The 19,096-nt window shown below is 60.1% G+C and carries 25 protein-coding genes; 1 reads left to right on the forward strand and 24 read right to left on the reverse strand.

Annotated features, from left to right (window positions below; genetic code table 11):
* Positions 1 to 10: 10 nt before the first annotated feature.
* The 23 genes from WAO69_RS11165 to WAO69_RS11275 form a co-directional block, all read right to left on the reverse strand.
* Complete coding sequence (locus WAO69_RS11165; protein ID WP_422179057.1) at positions 11 to 1,552, reverse strand: NADH-quinone oxidoreductase subunit M; 1,542 nt, start codon at positions 1,550 to 1,552, stop codon at positions 11 to 13.
* Positions 1,552 to 3,681 (reverse strand): NADH-quinone oxidoreductase subunit L, encoded by a 2,130-nt coding sequence (gene nuoL, locus WAO69_RS11170; RefSeq protein ID WP_422179059.1) that lies wholly within the window; start codon positions 3,679 to 3,681, stop codon positions 1,552 to 1,554. Before nuoL ends, WAO69_RS11165 begins: the two co-directional genes overlap by 1 nt.
* A 6-nt stretch (positions 3,682 to 3,687) precedes the next feature.
* Positions 3,688 to 3,993, reverse strand: coding sequence for an NADH-quinone oxidoreductase subunit NuoK (gene nuoK / locus WAO69_RS11175; RefSeq protein ID WP_008553673.1), 306 nt, complete (start codon positions 3,991 to 3,993; stop codon positions 3,688 to 3,690).
* 176 nt (positions 3,994 to 4,169) lie between these two features.
* Positions 4,170 to 4,772, reverse strand: a complete 603-nt coding sequence (locus tag WAO69_RS11180; protein ID WP_422179063.1) for an NADH-quinone oxidoreductase subunit J — start codon at positions 4,770 to 4,772, stop codon at positions 4,170 to 4,172.
* Positions 4,769 to 5,179 carry a carboxymuconolactone decarboxylase family protein gene (locus tag WAO69_RS11185; protein ID WP_422179065.1) on the reverse strand — a complete coding sequence of 137 codons (411 nt, stop codon included), beginning with the start codon at positions 5,177 to 5,179 and terminating at the stop codon, positions 4,769 to 4,771. The genes WAO69_RS11180 and WAO69_RS11185 overlap by 4 nt, the downstream gene beginning before the upstream one ends.
* Complete coding sequence (nuoI, locus tag WAO69_RS11190; protein ID WP_422179067.1) at positions 5,176 to 5,670, reverse strand: NADH-quinone oxidoreductase subunit NuoI; 495 nt, start codon at positions 5,668 to 5,670, stop codon at positions 5,176 to 5,178. The genes WAO69_RS11185 and nuoI overlap by 4 nt, the downstream gene beginning before the upstream one ends.
* 2 nt (positions 5,671 to 5,672) lie before the next feature.
* On the reverse strand, positions 5,673 to 6,710 hold the full coding sequence (nuoH, locus tag WAO69_RS11195; protein ID WP_422179069.1) for an NADH-quinone oxidoreductase subunit NuoH: 1,038 nt from the start codon (positions 6,708 to 6,710) through the stop codon (positions 5,673 to 5,675).
* A 6-nt stretch (positions 6,711 to 6,716) separates the two neighbouring features.
* Positions 6,717 to 7,103, reverse strand: coding sequence for a hypothetical protein (locus tag WAO69_RS11200; protein ID WP_422179071.1), 387 nt, complete (start codon positions 7,101 to 7,103; stop codon positions 6,717 to 6,719).
* On the reverse strand, positions 7,103 to 9,091 hold the full coding sequence (gene nuoG, locus WAO69_RS11205) for an NADH-quinone oxidoreductase subunit NuoG (protein WP_422179073.1): 1,989 nt from the start codon (positions 9,089 to 9,091) through the stop codon (positions 7,103 to 7,105). The genes WAO69_RS11200 and nuoG overlap by 1 nt, the downstream gene beginning before the upstream one ends.
* Before the next feature lie 5 nt (positions 9,092 to 9,096).
* Complete coding sequence (locus tag WAO69_RS11210) at positions 9,097 to 9,510, reverse strand: DUF5333 domain-containing protein (RefSeq protein ID WP_422179075.1); 414 nt, start codon at positions 9,508 to 9,510, stop codon at positions 9,097 to 9,099.
* Between the two features lie 109 nt (positions 9,511 to 9,619).
* The gene (locus tag WAO69_RS11215) at positions 9,620 to 9,946 is read right to left on the reverse strand and encodes a hypothetical protein (RefSeq protein WP_422179077.1); all 327 of its coding nucleotides are present in this window, start codon (positions 9,944 to 9,946) and stop codon (positions 9,620 to 9,622) included.
* A gap of 5 nt (positions 9,947 to 9,951) precedes the next feature.
* On the reverse strand, positions 9,952 to 10,452 hold the full coding sequence (locus WAO69_RS11220) for a DUF3291 domain-containing protein (protein WP_422179079.1): 501 nt from the start codon (positions 10,450 to 10,452) through the stop codon (positions 9,952 to 9,954).
* On the reverse strand, positions 10,452 to 10,862 hold the full coding sequence (locus tag WAO69_RS11225) for an MAPEG family protein (protein WP_422179081.1): 411 nt from the start codon (positions 10,860 to 10,862) through the stop codon (positions 10,452 to 10,454). Before WAO69_RS11225 ends, WAO69_RS11220 begins: the two co-directional genes overlap by 1 nt.
* Positions 10,863 to 12,161 (reverse strand): NADH-quinone oxidoreductase subunit NuoF, encoded by a 1,299-nt coding sequence (nuoF, locus tag WAO69_RS11230; protein WP_422179083.1) that lies wholly within the window; start codon positions 12,159 to 12,161, stop codon positions 10,863 to 10,865.
* 6 nt (positions 12,162 to 12,167) lie between these two features.
* Complete coding sequence (locus WAO69_RS11235) at positions 12,168 to 12,392, reverse strand: DUF5337 domain-containing protein (protein ID WP_422179085.1); 225 nt, start codon at positions 12,390 to 12,392, stop codon at positions 12,168 to 12,170.
* Between the two features lie 26 nt (positions 12,393 to 12,418).
* A complete protein-coding gene (locus WAO69_RS11240; protein WP_422179087.1) occupies positions 12,419 to 13,126 on the reverse strand; it encodes an endonuclease in 708 nt (235 codons plus the stop codon).
* Between the two features lie 23 nt (positions 13,127 to 13,149).
* On the reverse strand, positions 13,150 to 14,235 hold the full coding sequence (nuoE, locus tag WAO69_RS11245; protein ID WP_422179089.1) for an NADH-quinone oxidoreductase subunit NuoE: 1,086 nt from the start codon (positions 14,233 to 14,235) through the stop codon (positions 13,150 to 13,152).
* Between the two features lie 83 nt (positions 14,236 to 14,318).
* Positions 14,319 to 15,533, reverse strand: coding sequence for an NADH-quinone oxidoreductase subunit D (locus WAO69_RS11250; RefSeq protein ID WP_422179091.1), 1,215 nt, complete (start codon positions 15,531 to 15,533; stop codon positions 14,319 to 14,321).
* 5 nt (positions 15,534 to 15,538) lie between these two features.
* The gene (locus tag WAO69_RS11255) at positions 15,539 to 15,928 is read right to left on the reverse strand and encodes a nuclear transport factor 2 family protein (RefSeq protein WP_422179093.1); all 390 of its coding nucleotides are present in this window, start codon (positions 15,926 to 15,928) and stop codon (positions 15,539 to 15,541) included.
* Positions 15,928 to 16,101, reverse strand: a complete 174-nt coding sequence (locus WAO69_RS11260) for a hypothetical protein (protein WP_422179095.1) — start codon at positions 16,099 to 16,101, stop codon at positions 15,928 to 15,930. Before WAO69_RS11260 ends, WAO69_RS11255 begins: the two co-directional genes overlap by 1 nt.
* Positions 16,101 to 16,709, reverse strand: a complete 609-nt coding sequence (locus WAO69_RS11265; RefSeq protein WP_422179097.1) for an NADH-quinone oxidoreductase subunit C — start codon at positions 16,707 to 16,709, stop codon at positions 16,101 to 16,103. Before WAO69_RS11265 ends, WAO69_RS11260 begins: the two co-directional genes overlap by 1 nt.
* 10 nt (positions 16,710 to 16,719) lie before the next feature.
* Positions 16,720 to 17,244, reverse strand: coding sequence for a NuoB/complex I 20 kDa subunit family protein (locus WAO69_RS11270; RefSeq protein ID WP_422179099.1), 525 nt, complete (start codon positions 17,242 to 17,244; stop codon positions 16,720 to 16,722).
* Positions 17,235 to 17,600: an NADH-quinone oxidoreductase subunit A gene (locus WAO69_RS11275; protein ID WP_422179101.1), complete on the reverse strand. Its 366-nt coding sequence runs from the start codon at positions 17,598 to 17,600 to the stop codon at positions 17,235 to 17,237. Before WAO69_RS11275 ends, WAO69_RS11270 begins: the two co-directional genes overlap by 10 nt.
* 347 nt (positions 17,601 to 17,947) lie before the next feature.
* Here WAO69_RS11275 and WAO69_RS11280 point away from each other — a divergent pair, with 347 nt between their 5' ends.
* The gene (locus WAO69_RS11280; protein ID WP_422179103.1) at positions 17,948 to 18,211 is read left to right on the forward strand and encodes a hypothetical protein; all 264 of its coding nucleotides are present in this window, start codon (positions 17,948 to 17,950) and stop codon (positions 18,209 to 18,211) included.
* A gap of 95 nt (positions 18,212 to 18,306) precedes the next feature.
* On the opposite strand, the gene WAO69_RS11285 is transcribed toward WAO69_RS11280, so the two are convergent.
* Positions 18,307 to 19,089, reverse strand: coding sequence for a crotonase/enoyl-CoA hydratase family protein (locus WAO69_RS11285; protein ID WP_422179105.1), 783 nt, complete (start codon positions 19,087 to 19,089; stop codon positions 18,307 to 18,309).
* Between the last annotated feature and the right edge of the window lie 7 nt (positions 19,090 to 19,096).

The raw sequence follows: 19,096 nt of genomic DNA on the forward strand, positions 1-19,096 counted from the left end.
CCCGGCCCCCTTAATTCGATGCCAGCTGGACAGCAGACTGTGCCTGCGCCAGCGCGGTTTCATAATTGCCCACAAGGGCCTCGACCGAGGGGCCGATGATATCGAGGATCGGCGCGGGATAGACGCCGAACAGGATCGTGCAGATCACCAGCGGCGCAAAGATCGCGCGCTCACGCCGGGACATATCCGTGATCGTCTTGAGGCTCTCCTTGATCAGATCGCCCATGACCACGCGGCGATACAGCCACAGCGCATAACCCGCCGACAGGATGACCCCCGATGTCGCCACAGCCGCCACCCATGTGTTGACCTGGAACACCCCAACCAGCGTCAGGAATTCACCGATGAACCCGGATGTCCCCGGCAAGCCGACATTGGCCATGGTGAACAGCATGAAGATCAGCGCATAGGCCGGCATGCGGTTCACAAGGCCGCCATAAGCGTCGATATCGCGCGTGTGCATGCGGTCATAGATGACACCGACACACAAGAACAGCGCACCCGAGATAAACCCGTGGCTGATCATCTGGAAGATCGCGCCATCAATGCCTTGCTGATTTACCGCGAAAATTCCCATGGTCACAAAGCCCATATGCGCCACGGATGAATAGGCGATCAGCTTCTTCATGTCCTCCTGCACCAGAGCGACCAGCGAGGTATAGACAATGGCAATGGCCGACAGCCACAGAACCAGCGGCCCCATCACCTCCGAGCCGACGGGAAACATCGGCAGCGAGAAGCGCAGGAAGCCATAGCCGCCCATTTTCAACAGGATCGACGCCAGCACGACCGACCCCGCAGTCGGGGCCTGCACATGCGCATCCGGCAACCAGGTATGGACCGGCCACATCGGCATCTTGACCGCGAAACTGGCAAAGAAGGCCAGCCACATCAGCGTCTGCATCCCGCCCACGATCTGCACGCCCAGCAGGCTGAAGCTTTCCGAGCCGAACTGATGCACCAGCAATTGCTCGATATCGGTGGTGCCGGCATCGACATACATGCCCACCATCGCCACCAGCATCAGAACCGAGCCGAGGAAGGTGTAGAGGAAGAACTTGAAGGACGCATAGATGCGCTCCTTGCCGCCCCAGATCCCGATGATCAGGAACATCGGGATAAGGCCCGCCTCGAAGAACAGGTAGAACAGCACCAGATCCAGCGCCATGAACACGCCCAGCATCAGCGTTTCCAGCAGCAGGAACGCAATCATGTATTCCTTGACGCGGTGGGTCACATCCCAGCTTGCCGCGATCACAAGCGGCATGATGAAGGTGGTCAGCATCACGAAGAGAACGCTGATCCCGTCCACGCCCATCTTGTATTTCAGGCCCAGGATCCACTCGCCCTCTTCGACGAACTGGAACCCGGTGTCATTGGGATCAAAGCCGAACAGGATGAACAAGGAGACAAAGAAGGTCGCCCCGGTGGCAAACAGCGCCGCCCATTTGGCGTTCTTCTGCGCGGCCTCGTCATCTCCGCGCAGGAACAGCGCCAGAATGGCCGCCGCCAGCGCCGGGATGAAGGTGGTGATGGACAGAAGGTTATCCATTATTCCGCTCCTCCGCCCAGAGACATCCAGGTGATCAGGCAGGCGATGCCAACGACCATCCAGAAGGCATAGGTAAAGATGTATCCCGACTGCGCGCGGCCCAGCGTGCGCGTGAAGAACGGAATGATGCCCATCGACACACCATTGATGCTGCCATCAATGACATTGCCATCCCCGCGCTTCCAGAAGATCCGCCCAAGGCCCAAAGCCGGCTTGACGAAGATCGCGTCATAAAGCTCGTCGAAATACCATTTGTTCTTGAGGAACAGGTAGAGAGGACGCTGGTTTTCCGCCAACCGCTTGGGCAGAGACGGGTTCACGATATAGAACCAATAGGCCACGATGAACCCGATCAGCATCGCCATGAAGGGCGAGGTTTTCACCCAATAGGGCACCTTGTGCGCATCATCCAGAAGCGTGTTGCCCGGCGCGATGTACAAAGCCCCCTCGCCCGGCTGACCGGTAAAGGCATAATGATGCTCACCCGTCTTGGCATGACCCTCCTCGGTTGCGTCAGCGCCATGGCCCGCATCGGCCTTGGCCTCGCCATGTTCCGAGGCTTCGGCGTAAGGAATGCCATAGAAGGTGGCGACCTGATCCACATGACCAAAGAAGCTCTTGTAGAACACCATCCCCGAGAACACCGCACCAATGGCCAGAACCGCCAGCGGGATCAGCATCACCTTGGGGCTTTCATGGGCGTGCTCATGGGTATGCTTGTCCCCGCGCGCCTCGCCATAAAAGGTCAGGAACATCAGACGCCAGGAATAGAAACTGGTGAACAGCGCGGCAATCACCAGCATCCAGAACCCATAGCTCGACCCCGCCGCATAGGCGCTTTCCACGATCGCGTCCTTTGAATGAAACCCTGCAAAGCCGATCGGGATTTCGCCCAGCGTCAGGATCCACACAGGCACGCCAACGCCGGTGATGGCCAGCGTGCCGATCATCATCGCCCAGAACGTATAGGGGATCTTCTTGCGCAGCGCGCCATAGTTCATCATGTCCTGCTCGTGATGCATCGCATGGATGACCGAGCCCGCCCCAAGAAACAGCATCGCCTTGAAGAACGCATGGGTCAGCAGGTGGAACATCGCCGCCGAATACATGCCCAGACCGGCGGCCACGAACATGTATCCCAGCTGCGAACAGGTCGAATAGGCGATCACCCGTTTGATATCCGTCTGCACCAGCCCCACGGTCGCCGCAAAGAACGCGGTCGAGGCCCCCAGCACGGTGATGAACATCGTCGCATTGGGCGCGAACTCCATGATCGGCGACATGCGGCAGACAAGGAACACACCCGCGGTCACCATGGTGGCCGCGTGGATCAGCGCCGAAACCGGTGTCGGTCCTTCCATCGCATCCGGCAGCCATGTGTGCAAAAGCAGCTGCGCCGATTTCCCCATGGCCCCGATGAACAGCAGGAAGGCGATCAGCTCGGCCGCATTCCACGAGGTCCACAGGAAGGTCAGCTGCGTTTCAGCCAGCGTCGGTGCGGCGGCGAAAATGTCAGACAGGTTGATCGAATCCACCAGGAAGAACAGCGCGAAAATCCCCAGCGCAAAGCCGAAATCTCCCACGCGGTTGACCACGAAGGCCTTGATCGCGGCGGCATTCGCGCTTGGCTTGCGATAGTAGAACCCGATCAGCAGATACGAGGCGACACCCACGCCCTCCCAGCCAAAGAACATCTGCACAAGGTTGTCCGCCGTCACCAGCATCAGCATGGCAAAGGTAAAGAACGACAGATAGGCAAAGAACCGGGGCTTGTAGACCTCGCCTTCGCGCCATTGCGGATCGTGATCCATATAGCCAAAGGAATAAAGGTGAACCAGCGAGGACACCGTCGTGATCACGATCAGCATGATCGCGGTCAGCCGGTCCATGCGAATGGCCCAGTCGGTGCTCAGCGTGCCGGACTCGATCCAGCGCAGCAGGTTGATGGTGTAATGACCGCCCTCATGCGCACTGGGGTCCAGCGTCAGGAACACCACCCATGACAGGATCGCCGACAGGAACAAAAGCCCCGTGGCCACCCACATCGCAGCCGTCTCGCCGATGAACTTCCAGCCAAAGCCGCACAGCAGCGCTCCGACCAGCGGGGCAAACAGGAGTATCGTTTCCATCTGTCTTTACCCCTTCATCACGTTGACATCTTCCACCGCGATCGTGCCGCGGTTTCGGAAGAAGCAGACGAGGATCGCAAGGCCGATCGCGGCCTCGGCCGCAGCCACGGTCAGCACGAACAGCGTGAACACCTGCCCCACCAGATCCCCCAGGAACGAGGAAAAGGCGACCAGGTTGATATTCACCGCCAGCAGCATCAGTTCGATGCTCATCAACAGGATGATCACGTTCTTTCTGTTGAGAAACAGACCGAAGATACCAATGACAAACAGCGTCGCCGCCACCGTCAGGTAATGTTCCAAACCAATCATGTCGTTCCTCAGGTCTCTCGTTTTCCGGCGGGATCTTGATGCCGCATCGCGTTTCAGGGTTCGATGCGTGCCTCAGCCGCCCAGTTCAAATTTCGTCTTGCCCGCGCGCAACGCACCGCCAGGGGCTGCGCAGCCGCTCCCGGGATCATCGCATATGGAACCAGCCGCATCACCGCTCAGAGCCCCTGCCCCGGTTTGACGTCTTTCAGCTCCATCGCCTTGGCGGGATCGCGATACATTTGCGCCAGCACATCCTGGCGTTTGACATCCGAGCGGTGGCGCAGCGTCAGAACGATCGCCCCCACCATCGCCACCAGCAGGATCAGGCCCGACAGCTGGAACAGCAGGAAATACTGGTCATACAGGATCAGCCCCAGGGCTTCGGTATTGTGACGATCCACCGGCGTGACCTGCGCGCGCAGCGCGTCAGCGGCCGCGTTGCTTTCCCATGCGCCAAAGGCCATCACGAACTGCATCAGGATCACCACCCCGATCAGCAAGGCCAGCGGCATGTATCGCGACATCTCGGCCTTGAGCTCGGCGAAATCCACATCCAGCATCATCACGACGAACAGGAACAGAACCGCGACCGCCCCCACATAGACGATCACCAGAAGCATCGCGACGAATTCAGCGCCCAGCAGCACGAACAAACCCGCCGCACTGAGGAAGGCAAGGATCAGCCACAGCACCGAATGCACCGGATTTCGGCTGATCACCGTGAACAGCCCGCCGGCAATCACGCTGATCGCGAAAAGATAGAAAGCAAAGACGCTCATGCCTCGTCCCCTTTGTCGTCACCCATGGCCTCTTGCGCCAGATCCAGCGCGCGGGTCATGGCCGGGATGCCGGCAAAGACCGACATCTGGCCGATCGTCTCGACGATCTCTTGTTTCTTGGCCCCCGCTTCCAGCGCATGGCGCACCGTCTGGCGCACCGCCGCATCGGCCTGTGCGCCCTGCATCGTCAGCCCCGCCAGCGTCAGCAAAAGCCGCGTCTTGGCATCCAGACCATCGCTGTTGAGCGTATTGCCGAACCAGAATTCCATCGCCTCTTTCGGCATCGTCGGCCACAGCGCTTCGAACCCCTTGGGGCTGAAGCTTTCAAGCGCAGGATTGAAGGCCTTGGCCATCTCCTGCGCCTGGACCATCATGGCCTCGAACGGATTGCGGACGGGATCGGTCATCGGTAGGGCGCATCCAGCTCCAGGTTATGGGCAATCTCGGATTCCCAGCGATCGCCATTGGCCAGAAGCTTGTCCTTGTCGTAAAACAGCTCTTCGCGGGTTTCCGTGGCAAATTCGAAATTCGGACCTTCGACAATCGCATCCACCGGGCAGGCTTCCTGACAGAAGCCGCAATAGATGCACTTTGTCATGTCGATGTCATAGCGCGTGGTGCGGCGCGAGCCATCCTCGCGCGGCTCGGCATCAATGGTGATCGCCTGCGCCGGGCAGATCGCTTCGCACAGCTTGCAGGCGATACAGCGTTCCTCACCATTGGGATAACGGCGCAGCGCATGTTCGCCCCGAAAGCGCGGCGACAACGGCCCCTTTTCGTGCGGATAGTTCAAGGTCGCCTTGGGCGCGAAGAAATACTTCAGCCCCAGCTTCATGCCCTTGGCGAAATCGGCCAGCAAAAAGTACTTCGCGGCGCGGGTATAATCCATCTGCGTCATCTTTATGCTCCTGTCGTCCAGCGCGAGAAGATCCCCCAGAACCAGTCAAACCGCGCCGCAAAGGCCACGAACACGACCCAAGCGAGCGAGAACGGAAGGAACACCTTCCAGCCGATCCGCATCAACTGGTCATAGCGGTAGCGCGGCGTGATCGCCTTCACCATGGCAAAGAGGAAGAAGAAGAACGCCATCTTGGCGATCATCCAATGCGGCCCATCCGCAAGGAACGGCACAGGCGACAGCCAGCCCCCGAAGAACAACAGGCTCATCAGCGCGCACATCAGGAAGATGGCGATGTATTCACCCGCCATGAACAGCAGGAAGGGCGTCGAGGAATACTCCACCTGATAGCCCGCAACCAGCTCGGATTCGGCTTCCGGAAGATCGAACGGAGGTCGGTTGGTTTCGGCCAAAGCACTGATAAAGAACAAGAATACCATCGGAAGATGCGGCAGCCAGTACCAGCCGAAAAAGCCATAGGCCGTGTCCTGAGCACCCACGATCGCACCGAAGTTCATCGAACCCGTCGACAGGATCACCCCGATGATGATCAAGCCGATCGAGACCTCATAGGAAATCATCTGCGCCGCCGAGCGCAGGCTGCCAAGGAACGCATATTTCGAGTTCGACGCCCACCCGCCCATGATCACGCCATAGACTTCCAGAGAGGACACGGCAAAGACATAGAGGATCGCGACATTGATGTCCGAAAGCACCCATCCGTCGTTGAACGGGATCACCGCCCAGGCGACCAGCGCCAGCACGAAAGATGCCATCGGTGCCAGCATGAACACCGTCCGGTCCGCACCCGCAGGCACTACGACCTCCTTGACGACATATTTCAGCGCATCCGCCACGGTCTGCAGCAGGCCGAACGCGCCCACCACATTGGGACCCCGGCGCATCTGCACAGCAGCCCAGACCTTGCGGTCCCCATAAACAAGGAACAGCAGGCTCACCATCACAAAGGCAACAACCGCAAGCACTTGCGCCAGGATCATGACAGCAAGGCCGCCGGTTGTGGTAAAGAAATCAGCCATTCATCCTCACACCATGGGTATTCCGTTTTCCGCGCAATTGGCGGCCACGACTTCGGCGTCGATGGTGCGCTCACCGCGCGGCAGAGCTGGCGAGATGGTGTAAACAGCATCAGCAACCCAGATGCCAGCCTCTTCGTATACGTTTGTGCGCAAATGCCGCGCAAATCCGAACCCCCGGATCAGAGTGTACTGCGCTGCGGCACATTCCGAATAGGCTTTGACATCCAGCGGGGTGCGCGGATTGGACATTTTCACCTCGAATTGCACCAGATCCCCCTCCAGAAGGCGCGTCTCGACGCCTTCATAAACACGCGCGTCACGCGGGGCCTCCGGCTCGGCGGTGGTGCAGCCCACGGCCATCAGGAGAGGGGGTATGGACCGGGCCATGCGCATCACTCCGCGGCGATCTTCGCCTCGCCCCGCGATTTCGCGTTGGCAGAGAGTTCGGCCATCAGCTGGCTGGCCCGCGCAATCGGGTTGGTGAGATAGAAATCACTGATCGCATAGCGGAAAGAGGCATCACCCAGCTTGCCCGCAGGCAGCGGCTGCCAGTCATTTTCGGGGACCTCGTCGATCTTGGCCAGATGCGGAACCGCGCGCACCAGCGCCTGACGCAGCTGTGCAAGGTTGTCCCAGGGCTGGGTTGCCCCGAGTTCGCCAGACAGAGCGCGCAGGATGGCCCAGTTTTCCTTGGCCTCGCCGGGGGGGAAACCGGCCCGGAACGCAAGCTGCGGGCGTCCTTCGGTGTTCACGAACAGCCCGTTCTCTTCGGTATAGGCCGCCGCGGGAAGAATGACGTCCGCGCGATGGGCACCGCGATCGCCATGGCTGCCCTGATAAATGACAAAGGCGGATTGCGCGGCGATCTCAACCTCATCCGCGCCCATGTTATAGATCACATCCGCTTGCGAGACCGCCTCCATCGCCGCGTCATTCACCGCACCGACATCCAGCGCGCCCACGCGCGACGCAGCCGTATGCAGAACCAGCATCCGCCCACTGATGGCCATGGCCGCCGCAAGAACCGCCGGCCCATCCGCTTCGCGCAGCGCGCCTTGTCCAACGATCACAATCGCGTCCTCGGCAGGTTCGAGCGCCGCCAGTGCCGCACGATCGGTGCCGGCATGGGTATAGGGATAGGTCAGATCGACCGCCTCGCCCACCACCGTGATATCGGCACCACCCGACCAGGCACGGCGAATGCGCGCATTCAGCACGGGCGCTTCGGTGACAAGGTTGGTGGCGATCAGAATGATGGTCTTGGCCGCGTCGATATCCTCGATCGCGACATTTCCCACATAGGCCGAGCGGTTCCCCGCGGGGAACCTCGTTCCATCGGTGCGGCATTCCACGACACCGCCCTGCCCCTCGATCAGCTGTTTGAGCGCAAAGGCCGCTTCGGTCGGCGCAAGATCCCCCACCAGACCGGCCAGTTTGCCCGCCCCCTTGATCGCCGTGCTTGCCGCGTCCAGCGCTTCGGGCCAGCTTGCGGGACGAAGCTTGCCGTTCTCGCGGATATAGGGCCGGTCCAGCCGCTGGCGGCGCAGCCCGTCCCAGACGAACCGGGTCTTGTCGGAAATCCATTCCTCGTTCACACCGTCATGGTTGCGCGGCAAGAAGCGCATGACTTCACGCCCCTTGGTGTCGACGCGGATCGAGGCACCCATGGCATCCATCACGTCGATGCTTTCGGTCTTGGTCAGCTCCCAGGGTCGCGCGGTAAAGGCATAGGGTTTCGAGACCAGCGCACCCACGGGGCACAGATCAATGATGTTGCCTTGCAGATTGCTGTCGAGCGTTTCGCCCAGGTAAGACGTGATCTCGGCGTCCTCGCCCCGGCCGGTCTGGCCCATCTGGGTGATCCCGGCGACCTCGGTGGTAAAGCGCACACAGCGCGTGCAGGAAATGCAGCGCGTCATATGCGTCTCGACCAGAGGACCAAGATCCAGGTCATCCACCGCGCGCTTGGGTTCGCGGAAGCGCGAGAAATCCACGCCGTAGGCCATTGCCTGATCCTGCAGATCGCATTCGCCACCCTGATCGCAAATCGGGCAATCCAGCGGGTGGTTGATCAACAGGAATTCCATCACCCCTTCGCGCGCCTTCTTGACCATGGGCGAGTTCGTCTTGACCACGGGCGGCTGACCTTCAGGTCCGGGGCGCAGATCCTTGACCTGCATCGCGCAAGAGGCCGTGGGTTTTGGCGGACCGCCAACAACCTCGACCAGGCACATGCGGCAGTTGCCGGCAATCGAGAGCCGTTCGTGATAGCAAAAGCGCGGGATCTCGATACCGGCTTCTTCACAGGCCTGAATCAGGGTCAAGGCCCCGTCCACTTCCACTTCGGTCTGGTCGATGATGATTTTGCGGAGGTCCGACATTTCTCTCACTTTGCTTTCAGAAGCACGCCCACAGGGCTGTTCTTGGCGATCTCTTCGCGCCCCATGCGGCACAGATCGTCAGGGTTATTGGGATCGACGCCGCGGGCCTGGAAAAGCTTGGCACCGCGCGCGCGCATCCGGTCCTTTTCGACATCGCTTTCGACGAATGCGTCTATTTCCTGTTGCGTGTAGCCCAGCGCAATGGCCTGGCTTTTGATCTCGCGCAAGGTGCTGATCGCCTTGAAAAAGCGCGCGTCAATGCTGCTACAGCCTTTGCGGATGACATTGGCCACGGCGACATGAAACAGTCCGTCATTGATGGCTGGAACATCCCGAAGGGAGGGTTTCGCGGCCGCGGCACTGCCGACATTCAGACACAGGGCCAGCGCAATCGTTATCAGTTTGATGGTCGTCGTCATGAGTCACCTCTTGTTAACAAAAGATGACCATCACGGCAGAGGTCGGCGTTATGCAATAACACCCCGCCTGACGACGCCCCGCAACGGCACGTATATGCCGGTTGAAACCTCACGGGCGGCAGGTTCCGGAAAAAGTGACCGTGTCGCCGTCAAGGCTCCAGGTCTGTGGCTCTGCATCCGGGCTGAGTGTCCAGAGGATGTTGGATGTGCCGTATTCCATGATGCAATACTTGATGCCCTCATAGCGCCCGGCCTCGCGCGCGCCCTCGGTCGAGGCAGAAACCGGCGAGACGGTGGCAAAAAAGTTGCGCCGCGCATCGCGATCTTTCGAGACCTTCGCACGGAACGCCTGCCCGTCAAACAGGATCACCTCCTTGTTCGAGGAACAGCCAGCAACAATCGTCAGGGCCAGGGCTGACAAGATCAACATCCGCATCGCATCTACTCCGCCGCTACCTGGCTGCACCGGCTGGTGCGCCACATGTCCGTATCTTTCAGGTGAGACCAGCCAAAGGCCTGATCCGTGTCGCCCCGAGACTTGAGCAGCTCAAGCCGCTCGAGACCTTCTTCCAAAGTGGGCCGGTGGCCCGCAGGCACCCACCACATGACGAAATGCATGTCTCCAAGCAGCTCGAACCACTCCTGCTTGCGGTCATAGAACTGCTTGTGGATCGTGCCCCAGACGAATCTTTCAAGGCTGGGGCCGTCTTCCCAGACGGTCAGATTGGCCACGAATTGCGGATCGCCGTCGATCTTTGTCTCGGTGTTGCCCGTGCCCGGCTCGCCCGAGCCTTCCATCATCCACACGAAACCCGGCATGCGTTTTCCAAGACCGTTCACCCGGTCAAGGTTCTCCATGAACTCGGCCACGCGCGGGTCATCCGTCGGGGCGGACAGGCGGCCGATGTTCAGCTCGGCCAGATGATGTCCGCCGGGCTGCATCACAACACCGCCATCAGGGCCATGACGACCAGGCCCAGAATCGAAATCAGGCCCACCATCCACACCAGCGAGCGCATCGGTTGATTGGTGGTGCCGATATGCACGAAGGCCACCGCGATGCGCGACACGATAAAGACCGAGGCGAAGATATTGACCCAGACCGGAGAGGCTCCGGACAGGATCGCCGCGAGGACCGCCGCGATGAACGGTCCCGACGCTTCGAGCGCGTTCATGAAGGCGCGGTGGGCGCGATAGGCCCGGTCATCATAGTTTCGCCTGGGCTGGCCGGACTCGGTGCGGTTTTCAGGCGTCAGGCCACGGGTGGCCACCATCGACAGGACCGTGATGATCAGCGGCCAGATCGCCAGTGAGGCAATCGCGTGGGCGTAGGGGGCGAATATATCCATCATCTACTCGGCGGCGACGGCGCTGACGCGTCCGGTGCGTTTGTGTTTGATACGATCTTCGATCTCGTCCCGGAAATTCCGGATCAGACCCTGGATCGGCCATGCGGCGGCGTCGCCAAGCGCGCAGATCGTGTGACCTTCGACCTGTTTGGTGACGTCAAAGAGCATGTCGATTTCCTCGACCTCGGCCTCGCCCGTGACCAGACGCTCCATCACGCGCATCATCCACCCCGTGCCTTCGCGGCACGGCGTGCACTGACCACAGCTTTCGTGTTTGTAGAATTTCGACAGCCGCCAGATCGCCTTGATGATGTCGGTCGACTGATCCATCACGATCACCGCGGCCGTTCCCAGACCCGAGCCCAGTTCACCGCGCAGGTAATCGAAATCCATGATGGCGTCTTTCATCTTGTCACCGCGCACGCAGGGAACGGATGAGCCGCCGGGAATGACCGCCTTGAGATTGTCCCAGCCGCCGCGAATACCGCCGCAATGGGTTTCGATCAGCTCTTCAAAGGAGATCGACATCGATTCCTCGACAACGCAGGGCGTGTTCACATGGCCCGAGATCGCAAAGATCTTGGTGCCCACATTGTTGGGACGACCAAAGCTGGAAAACCATTCCGGTCCGCGCCGCAGGATGGTGGGCACGACGGCGATGGATTCCACGTTGTTCACCGTGGTCGGACAGCCATAAAGACCCGCACCCGCCGGGAAGGGCGGCTTCATGCGGGGCATGCCCTTCTTGCCTTCGAGGCTTTCCAGCAGCGCGGTTTCCTCGCCGCAGATATAGGCCCCGGCCCCGTGATGCAGATAGAGGTCGAAATCCCAGCCGGATTTCGCCGCGTTCTTGCCAAGCAGACCGGCGTCATAGGCCTCGTCGATGGCGTTTTGCAGGGCTTCTTTCTCGCGGATGTATTCGCCGCGAATATAGATGTAGCAGGCGTTGGCATTCATCGCGAAAGAGGCGATCAGGCAGCCTTCGATCAAGGTATGCGGATCATGGCGCATGATCTCGCGATCCTTGCAGGTGCCGGGTTCGGATTCATCGGCATTCACCACCAGATAGCTGGGGCGACCATCGCTTTCCTTGGGCATGAAGGACCATTTGAGACCCGTGGGAAAGCCTGCGCCGCCCCGGCCGCGCAGCCCGCTGTCCTTCATGTTCTGGATGATCCAGTCCCGGCCCTTCTTGATGATACTGGCCGTCCCGTCCCAGTGGCCGCGTGCTTTCGCGCCCGCCAGACTACGGTCATGCATACCGTAGAGGTTGGTGAAGATCCGGTCCTGGTCTTTCAGCATTCCTGCTTACCCTTTGCTGTCCCGGCGCATGCGCCGGAGTTGCACGATATTGACGCCCGCATAAATCAACGCGGCCAGAGCTGCGAAATCGAACAGCAGCGCATAACGCCCCGGCAGTCCCATCTGCGGCCCTGCGAACTGAACAAGGATCCACAAAATCATGGAACCCGCGATCACGAGTGATACGTGGCGCCCCTTGGCTGCGATGATCCTGTCTTGCTCGTCGCTCATGTCGTCTTCATTAGCCTTTCAGCTGCTCACTTCTTGCTTTTCTTCGAAAACTCGGTCTCGCCACCGGCGGCCAGAATTTTCGCCTGTTCGATCCAGCCGTCCCGTTCGATCCGGCCCTTGAATTTCAGCCGTGTATCGACCCATGCGACCTGCGTCTCTGTCCAGGCGGCGATCTGGTCAAAATGATAAAAGCCAAGCTCATTGAGGGTTTGTTCGAGTTTGGGACCGACGCCTTTGAGCAGTTTGAGATCATCCGCACCACCGGCGCGCGCCGCGCTCAGGGTTTCGGGCTGGCTTTCAGCCGTATCGCCTGCGGCGTCGTATTTCCAATCACCCTTGCGTGCGGCCAGTTCTTCCTCGCCTGCCAGCTGCGTGGATTTCACCACAGCTGATGGCTCGGGGGCCGGTTCGGCCTTGGCGGCAGGTGCCGGAGCCGGTGCTTTGGCTGCAGGTGCTTCGGCCTTCGCCGGTGCGGCTTTTGCAGCCGCCTTGGCGGGTTTCGGGCCGGTTGATGTCGTCAGAGGCGGGATTGTTCCGGCTGCGGGCAGCGGTTTGCACATCAGCCAGCTGAGCAGGACACCTACGAGGGCGAAGACGATAAAGCCGATGAAAAGAGCCTGCATGATGCTCCATCCCGCCAGCAGCATGAGCAACACAGCGCCCAAAGCGCCCCCCAGAAGGGCAATGCCCCAGCATGTCGCTGCGCAAATCAGTGATCCAGAAGTCTTGTCCATTGTCCACACTCTCCCTTGAATACTTACTCTTTATGCTTGGTGCCTTTTTCTGCACGTTTTGAAAACTCTGTCTCGCCACCGGCGGCCAGTATTGCGGCCTGTTCGATCCAGCCGTCCCGTTCGATCCGGCCCTTGAATTTCAGCCGTGTGTCGACCCATGCGACCTGCGTATCTGTCCAGGCGGCGATCTGGTCAAAGTGGTAAAAGCCGAGCTCATTGAGGGTCTGCTCGAGCTTGGGACCAACCCCTTTGAGCAGTTTGAGATCATCCGCACCACCGGCGCGCGCAGCGCTGAGCGTTTCGGGTGCGGTTTCGGCAGCGGGTTCGGGTTTGGCCGCTTTCGCGGGCTTGGGCGTTTGCGCCGGTTTGGCGGGTTTCGGCTTTGCGGAACTGTTGGCGGCTTTGCCCTGCCAGGGTGCCAGCAGAGGCACTTCGGTGCCGTCGATCCGCTTGATCGTGTCGCCGATATCCGTGGCCAGTTGCACCGAGGCATTAAAGCGGGTGTGGCCGCTTTCGAATTCCTTGAGCGAGGTCAGACCGGTTGCGGGTTCGGCGGCGAAGCGCCCGATTTGCGAGCCGGGCGTGGGCACGTTGCCGGCCGCCAGTTCATCGAGGATTTCGCTGAAGCGCGCGGCGGTGAGATCCTCGTAGTAATCCTTGCCGATCTGCGCCATCGGCGCGTTGGCGCAGGCGCCCAGGCATTCCACCTCTTCCCAGCTCATGGTGCCATCGGCGCTGAGCTCATGGGGCTTGGGAGCGATCTTTTCGCGGCAGACGGCCACCAGGTCCTCGGCACCGCAAATCATGCAGGACGTGGTTCCGCAAATCTGGATATGCGCAATGGATCCAACAGGTTGCAGCTGGAACATGAAGTAGAAGGACGCCACTTCAAGCGCGCGGATATAGGCCATGTCCAACATTTCGGCGACATGTTCGATGGCCGGGCGGGTCAGCCAGCCCTCCTGTTCCTGCGCGCGCCACAACAGCGGAATGATCGCGCTGGCCTGACGGCCTTCGGGGAACTTGGTGATCTGCGCTTCTGCCCAGGCCTGATTGGCGGGCGTGAATGCAAAGCTCTCGGGTTGTTCTTTGTGGAGACGGCGCAGCATCTATCGGCAACTTTCTGTCTGACGCAGAGGGCCGATGCCCTCTGTGGAAACTTTCCTGGCAAGATCGAAACAACGGGCACACATCAGCGGTCGATCTCCCCGAACACCACGTCGAGGGTTCCGATGATCGCCGCGACGTCGGCCAGTTGGTGGCCCTTGGCGATGTAATCCATCGCCTGCAGATGCAAAAAGCCCGGCGCGCGGATCTTGGCGCGGTAGGGTTTGTTCGACCCATCAGCGACAAGATAGACGCCGAACTCGCCCTTGGGGGCCTCGACGGCGCAATAGACCTCGCCCTCGGGCACATGGAAGCCTTCGGTATACAGCTTGAAGTGATGGATCAGCGCTTCCATCGAGGTCTTCATCTCGGCGCGGGGCGGCGGCGTGATCTTGCCGCGCGCCAGCACATCGCCCGTGGCTTCGCGCAGCTTCACGATGGCCTGGCGGATGATCGAGGTGGACTGGCGCATCTCTTCCATGCGGCAGAGATAGCGATCATAGCAATCGCCGTTCTTGCCAACCGGGATCTGAAAGTCAAATTCGTTATAACATTCATAGGGTTGGCTGCGCCGCAGATCCCAGGCCAGACCCGATCCGCGCACCATGACACCCGAGAAGCCGTAATCCAGGATATCCTCTTCGCTTACCACGCCGATATCGGCATTGCGCTGCTTGAAGATGCGGTTTTCGGTCAACAACCCGTCAATATCATCGAGCAACTTCGGGAACTCGATCGCCCATTCCTCGATATCGTCAATCAATTCGTCCGACAGATCCTGATGCACACCGCCGGGGCGAAAATAGGCGGCATGCAGGCGCGCGCCGCAGGCACGCTCGTAAAAGACCATGAGTTTTTCGCGCTCTTCAAAGCCCCAGAGCGGCGGCGTCAGCGCGCCCACGTCCATCGCCTGCGTGGTGACGTTCAGCAAATGGCTCAGCACGCGGCCGATCTCGGAGTAGAGCACCCGGATCAGCGAGGCGCGGCGCGGAACTTGCACGCCGGTCAGCTTTTCGATGGCCAGGCACCAGGCATGTTCCTGATTCATCGGAGCCACGTAATCCAGCCGGTCAAAATACGGCAGGTTCTGCAGGTAGGTGCGGCTTTCCATCAGCTTTTCGGTGCCACGGTGCAACAGGCCGATATGGGGGTCGCACCGTTCGACGATTTCGCCGTCCAATTCGAGAACCAGACGCAAAACACCATGCGCCGCAGGGTGTTGCGGCCCGAAATTGATGTTGAAATTGCGGATCTTCTGCTCGCCGGTGAGCGTTTCTTCAAACCCTTTGGAGCCGTCCATCTGCGTTACCCTTCCATCGCCGGACCATCCATGGTCCGGAACACTTTGGTCATCAGCTTCCACGCGCCATCGACGCGAACAAACCCCAGATGATCCTCGAACCGCCGGGGCGGCACATCGACCCACAGATGCACGCGGGCGATCTCGTCACCGGCCACATCCAGAGAGATAATCTCGCAAGATGGCTCACCGGGGAAGGCATCGCGCGTGGCCACGCGCTCAAGATAGGCCGCCTTGTCCCAGAACTGCAGCCCGCCCGATCCGGTCGCCGCCGTCATCAGAAAGTTTTCGTGGCACATGTCCGCAAACACCTGCTCACGCGCGAAATGCACGGCCTCGCAATAGGCAACCGCCAGCGCATGTATCGTGGCCTCTGAAGAAACGGCCCCGTCCATCAGCGTTTCTCCATGTCTTGCAGTTTGATCGCCATCCACCAGATCAGCGCCAACGCGCCAATGGGAACGATGCAGACCGCGGCCCAGTATTTTTCAATCCCGAAATGCGGCAGCAGTTTCAGCATCGGAATGATGGTCAGCGTTGTAATGATAAGCCAGATGACAAATTCCATTACTTGGCCTCCTCTTTCTTTTCATCCCCCGGAAGGATGTATTCGGCACCTTCCCAGGGGCTCATGAAATCGAACTGGCGGTATTCCTGAACCAGGCTGACCGGTTCATAGACCACACGTTTCTGGGCCTCGTCATAGCGCACTTCGGTATAGCCGGTGGTCGGGAAATCCTTGCGCAGCGGATAGCCGCGGAACCCGTAATCGGTAAGGATGCGGCGCAGGTCGGGATGGCCCGAGAACAGAATGCCGAACATGTCGAACACTTCGCGCTCGAACCAGTTTGACGAGGGGTGCACGTCGATGATCGAGGCCACCATGTCATCCTCGCGCACACCGACGCGCAGGCGGATGCGGTGGTTCTGGTACATCGACAGAAAATGGTAGACCACGTCAAAGCGCTTGGGGCGCTCGGGGTAATCGACGCCGGTGATATCCACCAAAGTCGAGAATTTGCAGGTCGGATCGACCTTCAGGAACTGGACGAATTCGACAATCGAGGACAGCGCCACATCGACGTTCAGCTCGTCGTGGGTGACATCCCAGCCCAGGACACAATCCGGGCGCTTGGCTTCGATATAGGCCCCGAGTTCGTTCAATGCGTCAGACATCGCGTTCCCCTCAGCGCACAATCGTGCCGGTGCGCCGGATTTTGCGTTGAAGTTGCAGGATACCATAAAGCAGCGCTTCGGCCGTGGGCGGACAGCCCGGCACATAGACATCCACCGGAACGATGCGGTCACAGCCCCGCACCACCGAATAGCTATAGTGGTAATACCCACCGCCATTGGCACAGGAGCCCATCGAGATCACATAGCGTGGCTCGGGCATCTGGTCGTAAACCTTGCGCAGCGCCGGGGCCATCTTGTTGGTCAGCGTGCCGGCAACGATCATCAGGTCGGACTGGCGTGGAGAGGCGCGCGGCGCGGTGCCAAAACGCTCGAGATCATAGCGTGGCATGGCCGTGTGCATCATCTCGACCGCGCAGCAGGCCAGACCGAATGTCATCCAATGCAGCGATCCGGTGCGCGCCCAGTTGATGATATCCTCGGTCGAGGTCAGCAAAAAGCCCTTGTCCTGCAGCTCGCGGTTCAGCTCCTGGGTGGCGACCTCCTTGTCGACACCGGCTGTTGCACTCACTCCCATTCCAGCGCCCCTTTCTTCCACTCGTAGGCAAAGCCGATGGTCAGAACGCCCAGGAACACCATCATCGACCAGAAGCCGACATCGCTGATGTCTTTGAAACTGACAGCCCAGGGGAACAGGAAGGCGATTTCCAGATCGAAAATGATGAACAGGATCGACACCAGGTAGAACCGGACATCGAACTTCATCCGCGCGTCATCAAAAGCGTTGAAACCGCATTCATAGGCCGACACCTTTTCGGGGTCAGGGTTGCGCACTGCGAGCACAACGGCAGAGAGGATCAGAACAAGGCCGAGACCAATGGCAACGACCAGGAATACGAGAATGGGGAGGTACTCCCTCAGCATCTCTTCCACGAGGTGGCTCCTTATCATGGCGCAGCCCAATTGGCTGCACAGTCAGCAAGTGACTTGGCTGGTACCGGGTGTAACTGCGGTGCAGCATAGGGTCAACGGCTGAGGCCACCAAATGGTGGGTGAATCGCCGCAGTTCGGGCTTTGTGATCACAAATTGAGGCATGCTGTTGCGAAGGCCGGTTATCAGGCGCTTGAAGCGTGTTTTGCATTTGTGCGGCGCAGGTGCCGGGCGTATTCCGCAGGGTCGCAAAGATGGACGGATTGTCGCAGTCGCGTCTTTAATGCGGCATGATCTTCGAAAGTGGGGATTGCGCGCCTACATGTCCCCGAGCCAATTGGAGGAAGCCATGAAAGACACTCAGTTCGAGCATGAAGTAACCCAGAATTCTCATGCACATAGCAAAACGTATGTTAACGGTGTCAAGGCGATCAATGCCGCCAAGCTCAAGCGCGAACAGACCAGTTACGGTGCCATGGTCATGGCGGCAGGTATGGCCGGTGGCTATGGCGAGGATGGCAAACCGGGTCGCGTGACGGCCTTCGCGCGCAACTTCTGCATTCTGTTTGCCTTTGCGGCACCCAATTTGCTGTTCATCAAATACGTCCTGTAAGACGCCCACAGTGTTGACGGGTCTGGCCGGAACCTCGGGCAGACCCGCATCTGACCAGTGACTGGCGCAGGAAGCCTTCCGGGGCCTCCAGCCATCTAGGGCATCCAGGCGGCTTTACGTTTGTCAAAGAACGCGCCGATACCTTCGACGGCCTCATCTGTTTCCCAACGGCTTTTCAGCGCATCGATGGTCATCGCGATGGTGGAGTCATCAATGCGTGGCCCCAGATCACGGGCCAGCTTCTTGGCCGCGGCAACGGCCCCCGGTGCGCAGTCGAGATAGGGCACGACCTGGGCTTCAACCGCTTCGGCCAGATCATCCAGCGGCACAGCGCGCGCCAGCAGGCCCAGTTCCACGGCCTCATCCGCGCCGAACAGGCGCGCATTCATGAAGACGCGCCGTGCCCGCCCCTCGCCCATGCGGGCAATCACATAGGGGCCGATCGTGGCCGGAATGATGCCCAGCCGGGTTTCGGTCAGCCCCATCTTCAGATGATCCGCGCCAATGGCGATATCACAAACGCTGGCCATACCCACACCGCCGCCAAAAGCATTGCCCTGCAGCGCTCCGATCAGCGGTTTGGGCATGGTGTTGAGCGCCTGCAGCATATGGGCCAGCTTGGCGGCCTCACGCGCGCGGGTTTCGCCATCCGCCGCCATCTGCTCCTGCATCCAGCCCAGATCGCCCCCGGCGCAAAACGATTTGCCCGCCCCGGTCAGGACAACCACGCGCACCGCCTGATCTTCGCCAAGCGCACGCGCGGCATGGGTCAGATCGGCCAGCATCTGCGCAGACATGGCGTTGTGCTTGTCCGCGCGGTTGAGCATCAGCGTCGCGATCCCGCGCGCATCCATCGTGATTTCAATCGTTTCGTACATTCCGTCC

Source organism: Aestuariivita sp. (assembly GCF_049276915.1).
GTDB lineage: Bacteria > Pseudomonadota > Alphaproteobacteria > Rhodobacterales > Rhodobacteraceae > Aestuariivita.